Here is an 11,566-nt window from a genome sequence, read left to right as displayed (position 1 = left end):
AAAAATAGTTTGCGCGGTGTACCGGGAGCGCAATAGCCTGCCGGGGCGGTCAAGGGGACGCGATCGCACGGGGTCACACCTGTGCCGATTCCCCTGCACCCAGAGCTGTACCGAGACAGACATCCGAACATTCGGAGCCGGGGGAACCTGGCTCCGCGAGACGCCGAGAGGAGGCGAAGACAGTGGGAAACATCATGATCACCAAAATGACTGGCCAGACCGTTGTCGCTGCCTCCCTGCGTGCCGCCCGTCTGCGGGCGCTCGCCGAGCTCGGTGGAACCGGTCTGGGTCTCGACACCACCGGTGTCTCCGTCGCCCCCGTTGTCAGTGGTCTCGGACACACTGATCTGTGCTTCACGGGCAGCAGGAGCATCGAAGGCACCGTTGTCGAGACCGGTCTGTCCCGTGGCTGGGCGTCGTTCGGCACGTCGCGCTCCCTGCGCGATGAGCGACCGACCCAGGCACCGAAGGCAGCTGTAGCCGCCGCCACGCATGGCGGCTATGCGCAGGTCATCGGTGCCGGAAACCCCCAGAAGCAGAACGAGCAGCTGATTAACCAGGCCATGGCCGCCTTCAACGGCGCCAAGGCCGCCCGGATGCGGGCCTTCCGCGGCCCTGAACCCTGGAGAGAACGAACCTGAGTCAGCCTCAGGTCGGCACCTCCAGGGCCGCGGAACCCGTCACACCGGGATCCGCGGCCCTTCTGTTTTGTCCGGTACGCAAGACCAACCCAGGCCCTCCGGGGCCTCCGGCCCAGCACCACCAGTCCACTGGGCCGGAACCACTGAGAAGACGAGGAAGACGCCCACAGTGTCCACGGTCATCACGCCGCCCACCCCGTCCGTACCGCCGACAAGCCAGATCACCAAGGCCGACCAGGCCGACCCCCCGGAGGTTCCTTCCATGCAGATCAGCTCCATCGAGCAGGCCGAGGCGCTCGGTCTCCCCATCCCGTGCCGCGCCTTCGACCCCGAGGTCTTCTTCGCCGAGACGCCCGCCGACGTCGAGTACGCGAAGTCCCTCTGCGGCACCTGCCCGGTGAAGGACGCCTGCCTGGCCGGCGCCCTGGAGCGGCGCGAGCCGTGGGGCGTCTGGGGCGGCGAGCTGTTCGTCCAGGGTGTCGTCGTGGCCCGCAAGCGGCCGCGTGGCCGCCCGCGCAAGACCGAGGTCATGGCGTGAACCCCGCCGACCAGGCCAGGGTCGTCCGCCGGGGAGAGCAGCCCCCGCTGGACAGCGCCCTCCGCCGTTCCGTGCGGATCGCCGCCGCCAAGGCCGACGCCGCAGCCCGTAGCCCGTTCCCGAGCACGCACCACGAGCAGGACCACGACATGACCCCCGCCGCCGTCGATCCGACCGCCCGCGCCGAGCAGGCCACCGAACGTCAGACCCAGAACAGGATCCTCGAAATGCAACTCCTCCACGAATCCCTGGCCCGGGCCCATATGCAAGACAGGCTCCACGAGGCCGAGAACCAACGGCTCGTCAGCCGGGTCGTCCGGGCCCGCAAGCTCAGGCAGCGGGCCGAGCGGGCCTCGCTGCGGGCCCGCAAGGCGCTCGCCGTGGCGCTGATGTAGGACCCGTGGGCCGCTCCGGCCCTCCGCTTGACCCCCGTCGTGCCGCAGGCCGCTCCCCCAGGTGGGGAGCGGCCTGCGGCCGTGGGGGCGGCGGCCGGGGCGGACGCCCTCCGCCGCCCCGGCGGTGTCAGTCCTTCGTGACGCGGACCGGCGCGGTGCCCTTGCGGGCCTTCGACTGCTGCGGCGGCCGCGGCCGGTCACCGAACTCGGGGAGCCACTCCAGCATCTCCGCGCGGAACGGCGCCTTGGCGCCCAGCTGGCAGAGCACGCCGATGGTGCTCAGCGTCACCCGGTGGATCAGCAGGTAGGCGGGCGGCAGGTTGAGCTGCTTGCCCAGGTTGTAGGCGGGCGAGCGCGGATCGGCGATCCGGGCCGCCTGCGCGCGCATCCAGGCGCGGGTGAAGTGGAAGTTCTCCACCGCGGCCGGCTCGATGATCGGGAGCAGGTAGTCCAGCACCGCGTCCGGGTCGAGCTGGATCGAGGGCTTCACGAAGCCCTCCTCGCGCAGCATCTTCAGCACGCCCGCCGCGTTCCCGTCCAGCGCCATCCGCAGCGAGGCCCCGATCGGCGCGGGGAGCCCGCCGGGCAGCCGGTCCACCGTGCCGAAGTCCAGCACGCCCAGCCGCCAGCCGGACACCGGGCCGTCGTCCTTCAGCAGCCGGAAGTTGCCCGGGTGCGGATCCGCGTGCAGCAGGCCGGTCCTGGACGGCCCGGCGAACAGGAACCGGGCCAGCAGCTGCCCGGCGCGGTCGCGCTCCTCCTGGGTGCCGCGCGCGATCACCTCGGCCAGCGGTGTGCCGTCCATCCACTCGGTGACCAGCACCTGGTCGGCCTGCGCCACCACGCCGGGCACCACGATGTCCGGGTCGCCCGCGAACTCCTCGGCGTGCAGGCGCTGGGCCTGCGACTCCAGCTCGTAGTCCAGCTCCTCCGAGACGCGCTCGCGCAGCTCGGCGATCAGCGGCTTGATGTCCAGCCCGGGGATCAGCGGGCCCAGCAGCCAGGCCACCCGGCTCAGCTGCGACAGGTCCGCGAGCAGCGCGTCGCCCGCGCCGGGGTACTGCACCTTGACCGCGACCCGGCGTCCGTCGTGCCAGACCGCCCGGTGCACCTGGCCGATCGAGGCCGCGGCCGCGGGCCGGTCGTCGAACTCCCGGAAGAGCTCGCGCCAGTCGTCCCCGAGCCGCTGGGCGAGCGCGGTGTGCACCTTGGCGGCGGGCATGGGGGGAGCGGCGTCCTGCAGCTTGGTGAGCGCGGCCCGGTACGGACCGGCGACCTCCTCGGGCAGCGCGGCCTCGAAGACGGACAGCACCTGCCCGAACTTCATCGCCCCGCCCTTGAGCTCGCCGAGGACCTTGAACAGCTGGTCGGCCGTGGCCTGTTGGAGCTCGGCGGTGACCACCTCGGCGGAGCGGCCGCCGATGCGCCTGCCCAGGCCGAGCGTGGCGCGTCCGGCTATCCCCAGCGGCAGGGCGGCGAGCCGTGCCGTGCGGGTCACTGCCTTGCGCGGAAGATCGCTCACCCGGGCCTCCAATCCCCTGGCCCCCCGACACCGGACGGCCGACCATCACTACGCCATTGTGCCCGCTCCCCGCGCCGGGCCCGTCGGAATTCCGCGGGGCGGGGCGGGGAGTTCCGCCCCTTTGCGGGGGAGTTGGGCGGCTTGGTCCCGGTCGGCCGGGTCAGCGGGGCAGGCGCAGGGCGAGACCGTCCAGGACGACCTCCAGGCCGTAGCAGAACTTGCTGTTGCGGATCTCGACCGGGTCGGGGATCGCGGCGGCGGCCGTGTAGGCGCCGGAGAGGTGGGCGTAGTCGGCGGTGGCCTCCAGGGCGGCGGGCATCAGCCGGGCGATGAACTCGGCCTCGGTCTCGCCGGAGCGCGCCACGGTGGTGAGCCAGGCGGCCTCGGTGGTGCTCATGCCGATCACGAAGGCGAGGAGCGTCTCGATCGCCCGGGCCGGCTCGGGGAAGCCGGCGGCGGTGAAGAGGGCGCCCAGCCGCTCGGAGAAGGCGAGCAGGTTGGGCCCGAGGTAGGCGAGGCCCGCCTGGCCCAGGACGGAGGAGAGCCAGGGGTGGCGCAGGGCCGTCGCCCGGAAGTCCTCGGCAGCCTCGGCGGCGGCGGCCCGCCAGTCGGGGCTCCCGGCGGCCGGCAGGGCCATCTCGCCGAAGACCTCGTCCACGGCGAGCTCCATCAGCTCGTCCTTGGTGGCCACGTGCCGGTAGAGGGAGGTGGCGCCCGCGTTCAGACGGGCGGCGAGCTTGCGCATGCTCAGGGCGTCGATGCCGTCGGCGTCCAGCATCGCGATCGCCTCGCGGACGATCGCGGCCCGGCTGAGGGCGGGCTGGTCGGGCTCGGGCTGCCGACGGGCCCAGACGGACGGGATCGGGTTCGTTCGGGCGGCCATGCGGCTCCTCCTCCTACGCGCTGCGTACACCGTTCGCATGGAGCGTACAGGAGTCAAGGGTTGCGCACACTGTTCCGCCATTCGTACAGTGTTCGCATCGACGGAACGCAGTGCGCATCGGGGGAACGGTGTGCGCAGATGGGGAGGGATGACCGATGTCAGCCGACGACGTGACCGGGGCGGTCGACACCGCGGGGCGCTCCACCGGGGGCCGCAATCCGCACCGCTGGTGGATCCTGATCGTGCTCTGCCTGAGCTCGCTGGTGCTGGTGGTCGACAGCATGGCGCTGACCGTCGCGGTGCCCTCGATGACCGCGGACCTGGGTGCGAGCGCCCAGGACACCCAGTGGATCCTCGACTCCTACGTCCTGGTCTTCGCCGGACTGCTGCTGACCGCCGGCAGCCTCGGGGACCGCTTCGGGCGCCGGAAGGTCATGATCATCGGATTGCTGCTCTTCGGGGCCGCATCGCTCGCGGCGACCGTCTGCACCAACCCCGGCGAGGTCATCGCGGCCCGGGTCGCGATGGGCGTCGGCGGAGCACTGATCATGCCGTCGACGCTGTCGATCCTCATCACCGTCTTCGACGCGGAGGAGCGCAACAAGGCGATGGCCGCCTGGAGCTCGGTGGCCATGCTGGGGCTGGTCGGCAGCCCGGTGCTCGGCGGCGTGCTGATCGACCACTTCTCGTGGCACTCGATCTTCTTCATCAACGTCCCGGTGGTGGCGCTCGCGGTCCTGGCCGGCCTGCTGCTGATGCCGGAGTCCAAGGGGCCGTGGCAGAAGCCCGACCCGCTCGGCGCGGTGCTGTCGGCCGTCGGCATGACCGCCCTGGTCTGGTGGATCATCGAGATCCCGCAGTACGGCGCGTTCGCCGGCCGCGAGCTGGTCACCCTGGCCGTCGCGGTGGTCTCGCTCGTCGGGTTCGTGGTCTGGGAGAACGTCACCGCCGCGCCGATGGTGCCGCTGGTGCTCTTCAGGGCCCGCGACTTCAGCGGCGGTTCGCTCTCGCTGACCCTGGTCCAGATCGGCAACGGCGGGCTGCTGCTGGTGCTCACCCAGTACCTGCAGTTCGTGCTCGGGTACTCGCCGGTCAAGGCGGGCCTCGCGTTCCTGCCGCTGGCCGTCGCGGCGCTGCTCGGCAACGGGGTCGGCGCCAAGGCTGCGGCGAAGATCGGCAACCGGCTGCTGATCCTCGGCGGGATGCTCGTGATGGCCTCCTCGTTCGCGCTGCTGACCACCGTCTCGGCCGACACCGGCTTCGCCGTCCCGGCCGTCGCGCTCGGTCTGCTCGGCCTCGGTGCGGGCCTGGCGATGCCGGCCGCGGTGGGCGCGCTGATGGGGACGATCCCGCCGGAGCAGGCGGGCGTCGGCTCGGCGCTGAACGACACCATCCAGCAGGCGGGCACCGCGCTCGGCATCGCGATCCTGGGCTCGCTGCTGTCGAGCGGCTTCGCGGACCGGATGCCGGCCGGGACGCCGGAGCAGGCGAAGCACTCCATCGCCGGGGCGCTGGCGATCGCCGGCGGGGACTCCGGGCTCGTCCGGACCGCCCGGGAGGCGTTCACCGGGGCGATGACGACCACCTTCACCGTGAGCGCGATCGGTGTGCTGGCGGCGGCGCTGGTGGCCACGCTGGTGATGCGGGACCGGAAGGCGGCGGGGGCCGCGGAGAGCGCGGAGGAGGTCGTGAGCGCCGCCTGACGCCGGGCGGCGAGCGGACCGGGAAGGCCGGCACCCTGCGGGGTGCCGGCCTCCGGCGTTCCCCGGTGTTCCGTGATGCTCCCCGGCGTTCCCCGGCGTTCCCCGGTGTCGGCGGTGTCGGCGGTGTCGGCGGGGTCGGCGTTCACCCCGGCGGCAGCGGCTGCCACAGGCACCCGCAGTCCGGATGCCCCCGCAGCCGCAGTCGCCGGGCCATCCCGTCGCCCGCCGACACCTCGCACCACCCGTCCACGCTCGGTGGCCGACCGCCGTCCAGGTACACCTGCGCGTGCAGCGCCGCCAGTCCGGCGACCGCCGTCGCCAGGGCCGTGTCGCAGGCCGGGGTGCGGGCCCGCCCCGGGCCCTCGTGGGCCAGCTGGGCCAGGACCCGCGGCCAGGCCGCGTCCTCGTCCTCCCTCCGCAGCACCAGGCAGTGCCCGCACGCCGACCTCCCGGGGACCACCAGCGGTCCGACGACGCCGAACTCCTCGACCACGCCCACGTACAGGTGCGGCACCCCGGCCCGGAGCAGCAGCCGGGCCTCGTACGTCCCGCCCGCGAAGGCGGCGCTGCCGTCCCGGGGTGCGAGGACCACGAAGTCCGGCGGCCCGTCCCCCGGCCTGCGGCGCGGCGCCGGAGCAGCCGGACGGCCCGCGGCGCGCAGCACCGCCTCCCGGGCCGCCGTCGCGCGCAGCCGCCCGACGTCCGCGGGCGGCAGCCCGGCCGGGGAGCAGTCGCCCGGCTCGACCCGGCCGCCGTCCGTGACGGTGACCGTGCCCGTTCCGCCGGCGGCGAGCACCGCCGCCACGGCGGCGCCGACCCGGCCCGCGCCGCGCACCTCGATCCGGGCGCCGGCCCGTCGGGTCAGGACCGCCGGAGCGGCGCCCGGGCCGGAGTGGACCAGGGAGAGCGAGGCGAGGTCGGGCCCGAGCAGCTCGCGGTGCGGCTGGGGGAAACGGGTCAGGGCCCGGTCGGCGGCCTCGGCGTCGTCCAGCAGCCCGGTCTCCTCCAGCTCGGTCAGCAGGGTGTCGGCCGGCTCGCGGCCGAGGCCGATCCGCTCGCCGGCCGCCAGGAGCTCGGGCCGGTCGCGGGTGCCGTCGAGTAGCCCGAGGAACGCGCACAGGGTCGGGTCGGCGTTGCCGAGCACCCCCGCGTGGCGGGTGACGGTGCCGAACTGCAGGGTCTCGGAGTCCCGCCAGCTGCGGGACAGGGCGGGCTTCAGTGCGAGGCGCACGGCGATCTCCCTTCCGATCGTTTCCGGACTGGCGACCGCAGCATGCCCCATTGCGCCGACGGCGTGCCGAGGGTTGTCCACAGGTCCGTACCCATGATCGGAACATCGGTTCGCACGCCCTGTGGATAACTGCGCATCCTCCCCGGCGTCGGTTTCCGGACACCCGCCGTCGACTTTTCGTTCCCGATCACTCCATGAAAGATTCCGGCCATGGCAGCGGACTTCTGTCCGTGGTACCGGGTAACGTCGTGTGCCATGGCAGCCGAGCGGGACTCCCATCCACCGGCGTCGCGTCGGCGTGCCCGTGCAGCGTCCGGGTCACAGGTCGCGGCGCCGAACACGCGCGGGCGCCCGGACCAGATGCACCCGGAGCAGCAGTCGAGGCCGTCGTCGCAGCACCCGCCCGTCGGGGCGCTCTCCCCGGAGGCGCACGACCGCAGCCGGGTCGAGGTGCGGCGCAGCGCCCGCCGCAGCCGTACGGTCTCCGCCTACCGCGAGGGTGACCGCACCGTCGTGCTGATCCCGGCCCGGATGTCGCACGCCGAGGAGCAGCGCTGGGTCGCGCAGATGCTGGAGAAGCTCGCCGCCCAGGAGTCCCGGCGGATCCCCGGGGACGAGGCCCTGATGACCTGGGCCCGCGACCTGTCGGCCGCCTACCTGGGCGACCGCGCCCATCCCACCCAGGTCCGCTGGGTCACCAATCAGAACTCGCGCTGGGGCTCCTGCACCCCGAGCGAGGGCACCATCCGCCTCTCCCACCGCCTCCAGGGCATGCCGGAGTACGTCCTGGACTACGTGCTGCTGCACGAGCTGGCGCACCTGCTGGTGCCGGACCACGGTCCGGCGTTCTGGGCCCTGCTGGAGGCCTACCCCCGCACCGAGCGGGCCCGCGGCTACCTGGAGGGCGTGGTCTCGGCGGCCCGTCTGCCGCACATCCCCGGTGCCCGGCACGCCGGTCCGGGGTCGGACCCGGCCGCCGCCTGCGGCTGAGGCACTGCCGGGAGCGCGGCCGGGGGCGTGATCGAGGAGGGCCCGGGACACCGGGCGGCCGGAGTGCGGCGGGCCCGACCGGAGGACGACGCGAAGGGGGCGCGGGCCGTTGCGGCCCGCGCCCCCTTCGTCTGTCTCACCTCAGCCGGTCAGCCGCCGCGCCCGGGCCACCAGGTCGCGCACCGAGTGGTCGGTGAGCTCCGGCAGCCGGTCGTAGTCGAACCAGCGCAGGTCCAGCGACTCCTCGCTGATCAGCGCCTGCGCGCCGGCCGGGGCCACCGCGATGTACTGGACGTCGAGGTGGGTGTTCTCCGGCCGGTCCTTGCCGGCGCAGCGCACCTGGTGCCGGTCCAGCTTGGCCGGGACGGGGGCGCCGTCCACCTCCAGCAGGACCAGGTCGGGGATGCCGGACTCCTCGACGGCCTCGCGCAGCGCGGCCGAGGCGAGGTCGCCGTCCCCGGGCTCGCAGTGCCCGCCCATCTGCAGCCACATGCCGACCTTGGGGTGCAGGGTGAGCAGCACCCGACCGGCCGCCGGGTCGACGACCGCCGCGCTGGCGGTGATGTGCGCCGGCAGGCAGGAGCGGTACAGGCCCTCGGGCTGCTCCGCCAGGTGCTCCAGGTAGTCGAGCCGCAGCCGTTCCTGGTCCTCCTCGGCGGGGCGCCAGGCGGACAGCGTGCGGACGGCGTCCGCGTGCAGGGTGGACGCGGACGTCCCGGTGTCCGTGGTCATGCGGTGGGCTCGCCCTTCCCGTCGGTGTCGGTGCCGTCGGTCTTCGGCTCGTCGTCGCGCTTGGTCAGGTCGGGCTTGCCGGCCGCGGCCTCGCCGAGCAGCTTGTCGAGCGCGTCGAAGTCGATGCCGCCCTCCAGGCCGTCCGCGGTGCCCCGGTGCACGAAGGCGTCCGGGTCGTCGAGGTCGGCGGCGGTGGGCAGCATGTCCGGGTGCTCCCAGAGCGCGTCGCGGCCCTCGATGCCCCGGGCGTCGGCGAGCAGCGCCCACAGCCGGGAGGCGTCGCGCAGGCGGCGCGGGCGCAGTTCCAGGCCGACCAGGGTGGCGAAGGTCTGCTCGGCGGGCCCGCCGGCCGCGCGGCGGCGGCGGACGGTCTCGCGCAGCGCGCCGGCCTGCGGCAGGTGCGGTTCGGCGGCGGCGTGCACGACGGCGTCGACCCAGCCCTCGACCAGCGCGAGCGCGGTCTCCAGGCGGGCGAGGGCGGCCTTCTGCTCGGGGGTGTCCTCGGGCTGGAGCAGGCCGCCGGCCAGGGCGTCCTGGAGCGCCTCGGGGTTGCTCGGGTCGAGCTGGCCGACGAGCTCCTCCATGCGGGAGGTGTCGACCTTGATGCCGCGCGCGTAGGCCTCGACGGCGCCCAGCAGGTGGGCGCGCAGCCACGGCACGTGGGCGAAGAGCCGCTGGTGGGCGGCCTCGCGCAGGGCGAGGTAGAGCCGGACCTCGTCGGCGGGCACGTTCAGGCCCTCGCCGAACTCGGCGACGTTCTGCGGCAGCAGCGCGGCCTTGCCGGCCGGGGCGAGCGGCAGGCCGACGTCGGCGGAGCCGACCACCTCGGCGGCGAGCGCGCCGAGCGCCTGGCCGATCTGGGTGCCGAACATGGCGCCGCCCATGGAGCGCATCATGCCCATCAGCGGGCCGGCCATGGCCTGCATCTCCTCGGGCAGGATGCCGCCCATGGCGTTGCCGACGCGCTCGGCGACCGGGTCGACCAGGTCCTTCCAGACCGGGAGAGTGGCCTCGATCCACTCGGCGCGGCTCCAGGCGACGGCGGTGCCGGCGCCGGAGGGGAACTCGGTGGAGCCGTCCAGCCACAGGTCGGCCAGCCGGACGGCCTCGGCGACGGCGGAGCGCTCCGCGTCGCTGACCGAGCGGTCCTTGCTCTTGCCCTCGGCGGGCTCGGCGACGACGCTCTGGCGGGCGATGTTGGTGGCGAGGTCCCAGTTCACCGGGCCGCCCTCGAACGAGAGCATCTGCCCGAGCTGCTGGAAGGCGGCGCCGAGGTCACCCGGGTTCATGCCGCCGAACATCGCGGCGAAGGGGTTGTCGGCACCGCCGCCGCCGGGGGCACCGGGCATGCCGAACATCGCGCCGAAGGGGTTGGCGCCCCCGAAGCCGAAGGGCTGCGGGCCGGAGGCGGACTGCTCCTGGTCCTTCTTCTTCTGCGCGTCGTCGGGCTTGGCCTTGCCGTCCTCGGGCTCCTCGGGCGGAACGCCGAATCCGAAGGGAAGGTCGCTCACGGGGTCCTCGATCCGGTCGGCCGTCATGCGGGTGTGGCGGAAAAGTCTGCGCCCGGGGCGGCGGTGGAGTGGGGGACTCGGGGGCGGCTCCCGCGCGGCAGGCCCGCGCCGGGTGCACCGCCGGGCCTTCGCCTCGGGCAGGATGGACGTACGTGACACACGTCCGTACGCACATAAGCTAACCGTGGAGGATGGCCGGTGAGTTCCCCGCCTTCGGACGTTCGCTCTGGGCTGACCGGAGGAGAGGACGCGTCGGACACCACGGCGTCACCGCCTCCAGCCTACGGCGGACGGCCGCTGACCGTGGCGGTGACCGGCGCCGCGGGCGTGCTGGGGGAGCAGGTCGCGGCGCGACTGGTGGCCTCCCCGCACGTGAAGAAGGTCCTGGCCGTCGACGACCGGCGCGGCGAGGTGCCGGGCGTGCACTGGCGGGTGCTGGACGTCCGGGACCCGGCGGTGGCCGAGCGGCTGGCCGGGGTCGACGTGGTGGTGCACCTGGCGATGGACTTCGGCATGGAGTCGGACCCGCGGGCCCGCAGCGCCTACAACGTGCGCGGCGCCCAGACGGTGCTGACCGCGGCCGCCGCCGCCGGGGTGCACCGGGTGGTGCTGTGCACCTCGGCGATGGTCTACGGCGCGCTGGCCGACAACGAGGTGCCGCTGGCCGAGGACTCCGAGCTGCGGGCGACCGAGGAGGCCTCGCTGGTCGGCGACCTGCTGGAGATCGAGCGGCTGGCCCGTCGCGCACCGCGCGCCCACCCCGGGCTGCAGGTGACGGTGCTGCGTCCGGCCGTGGTGGTGGGCCCGGGTGTGGACACCGTGCTGACCCGGCACTTCGAGGCGCCCCGCCTGCTGGTGGTGGCCGGCTCCCGCCCGTGCTGGCAGTTCTGCCACGTGGACGACCTGGCGGCGGCGCTGGAGTACGCGGCGCTGGGTCTGGTCGAGGGCGAGGTGACGGTCGGCTGCGACGGCTGGCTGGAGCAGGAGGACGTGGAGCGGCTGTCCGGGATCCGGCGGATGGAGCTGCCGGCGGCGCTGGCGCTCGGGACGGCGGCGCGGCTGCACCGGCTGGGCCTGACCCCGGCGCCGGCCGGGGACCTCGCCTACACGATGTACCCGTGGGTGGTGTCCGGCAGCCGGCTGCACGAGGCGGGCTGGCGCCCGGTGCACTCCAACGAGCAGGTGCTGGCCGAGCTGCTGGCCCAGGTGTCCGGCAAGCACGCGGTGGCCGGGCGGCGGCTGGGCGGGAAGGAGGCCGCGACCAGCCTGGGGGCGGCCGGGGCGACGGTGGCACTGGTCGGTACGGCGGCGCTGGTGCGCCGGGCCCGCAAGCGGCGCCGCTTCTGAGGACGTCCCGGGACGGCCCCGGGCGGGCCGGGGCGGGGGCCCCCCCGGGGCGGGGGGGCGGCGGGCGGCGTGC

General features: G+C 74.2%; 11 protein-coding genes. 6 read left to right on the top strand and 5 right to left on the bottom strand.

What is annotated here, in order from left to right; all coding sequences use genetic code 11:
- Positions 1-182 precede the first annotated feature (182 nt).
- The 3 genes from ABT048_RS16595 to ABT048_RS16585 all read left to right on the top strand — a co-directional run bounded on the left by ABT048_RS16595 (position 183) and on the right by ABT048_RS16585 (position 1,574).
- Positions 183-641, top strand: coding sequence for a hypothetical protein (locus ABT048_RS16595; protein ID WP_350522101.1), 459 nt, complete (start codon positions 183-185; stop codon positions 639-641).
- Between the two features lie 169 nt (positions 642-810).
- Positions 811-1,179: a WhiB family transcriptional regulator gene (locus ABT048_RS16590; RefSeq protein WP_402219043.1), complete on the top strand. Its 369-nt coding sequence runs from the start codon at positions 811-813 to the stop codon at positions 1,177-1,179.
- Entirely contained in the window at positions 1,176-1,574 is a 399-nt protein-coding gene (locus ABT048_RS16585; protein ID WP_350522100.1) for a putative WhiB-interacting protein, read from the top strand. The genes ABT048_RS16590 and ABT048_RS16585 overlap by 4 nt, the downstream gene beginning before the upstream one ends.
- Positions 1,575-1,701: 127 nt before the next feature.
- Here ABT048_RS16585 and ABT048_RS16580 read toward each other — a convergent pair whose 3' ends face one another.
- Positions 1,702-3,096 (bottom strand): ABC1 kinase family protein, encoded by a 1,395-nt coding sequence (locus tag ABT048_RS16580; RefSeq protein ID WP_350522099.1) that lies wholly within the window; start codon positions 3,094-3,096, stop codon positions 1,702-1,704.
- A 160-nt stretch (positions 3,097-3,256) separates the two neighbouring features.
- Complete coding sequence (locus tag ABT048_RS16575) at positions 3,257-3,979, bottom strand: TetR/AcrR family transcriptional regulator C-terminal domain-containing protein (RefSeq protein WP_350522098.1); 723 nt, start codon at positions 3,977-3,979, stop codon at positions 3,257-3,259.
- 155 nt (positions 3,980-4,134) lie between these two features.
- Here ABT048_RS16575 and ABT048_RS16570 point away from each other — a divergent pair, with 155 nt between their 5' ends.
- Positions 4,135-5,682, top strand: a complete 1,548-nt coding sequence (locus ABT048_RS16570; RefSeq protein WP_350522097.1) for an MFS transporter — start codon at positions 4,135-4,137, stop codon at positions 5,680-5,682.
- A gap of 142 nt (positions 5,683-5,824) precedes the next feature.
- Here the strand turns inward: ABT048_RS16570 and ABT048_RS16565 are convergent, their stop codons facing one another.
- Positions 5,825-6,913, bottom strand: a complete 1,089-nt coding sequence (locus tag ABT048_RS16565) for a TOMM precursor leader peptide-binding protein (protein WP_350522096.1) — start codon at positions 6,911-6,913, stop codon at positions 5,825-5,827.
- Positions 6,914-7,273: 360 nt separating this feature from the next.
- On the opposite strand from ABT048_RS16565, the gene ABT048_RS16560 reads away from it, so the two are divergent.
- Complete coding sequence (locus ABT048_RS16560; protein WP_350522095.1) at positions 7,274-7,903, top strand: M48 metallopeptidase family protein; 630 nt, start codon at positions 7,274-7,276, stop codon at positions 7,901-7,903.
- Positions 7,904-8,044: 141 nt separating this feature from the next.
- Here ABT048_RS16560 and ABT048_RS16555 read toward each other — a convergent pair whose 3' ends face one another.
- Together ABT048_RS16555 and ABT048_RS16550 are read right to left on the bottom strand one after the other, a co-directional pair.
- Entirely contained in the window at positions 8,045-8,635 is a 591-nt protein-coding gene (locus ABT048_RS16555) for an NUDIX hydrolase (protein WP_350522094.1), read from the bottom strand.
- The gene (locus ABT048_RS16550; protein ID WP_350522093.1) at positions 8,632-10,146 is read right to left on the bottom strand and encodes a zinc-dependent metalloprotease; all 1,515 of its coding nucleotides are present in this window, start codon (positions 10,144-10,146) and stop codon (positions 8,632-8,634) included. The genes ABT048_RS16555 and ABT048_RS16550 overlap by 4 nt, the downstream gene beginning before the upstream one ends.
- 198 nt (positions 10,147-10,344) lie before the next feature.
- On the opposite strand from ABT048_RS16550, the gene ABT048_RS16545 reads away from it, so the two are divergent.
- A complete protein-coding gene (locus ABT048_RS16545; protein ID WP_402800723.1) occupies positions 10,345-11,493 on the top strand; it encodes an NAD-dependent epimerase/dehydratase family protein in 1,149 nt (382 codons plus the stop codon).
- Positions 11,494-11,566 lie beyond the last annotated feature (73 nt).

It is taken from the genome of Kitasatospora sp. NPDC096140, from assembly GCF_040303045.1.
GTDB lineage: Bacteria > Actinomycetota > Actinomycetes > Streptomycetales > Streptomycetaceae > Kitasatospora.
Note: the sequence above shows the minus strand (reverse complement) of the source record. Positions and strands in the feature narration are given on the sequence as shown.

Bases quoted from the DNA above. Each gene is read 5' to 3' on its own strand.
- ABT048_RS16555 (WP_350522094.1), bottom strand. From the start codon at position 8,635: ATGACCACGGACACCGGGACGTCCGCGTCCACCCTGCACGCGGACGCC.
- ABT048_RS16575 (WP_350522098.1), bottom strand. From the start codon at position 3,979: ATGGCCGCCCGAACGAACCCGATCCCGTCCGTCTGGGCCCGTCGGCAG.
- ABT048_RS16570 (WP_350522097.1), top strand. From the start codon at position 4,135: ATGTCAGCCGACGACGTGACCGGGGCGGTCGACACCGCGGGGCGCTCC.
- ABT048_RS16560 (WP_350522095.1), top strand. From the start codon at position 7,274: ATGCACCCGGAGCAGCAGTCGAGGCCGTCGTCGCAGCACCCGCCCGTC.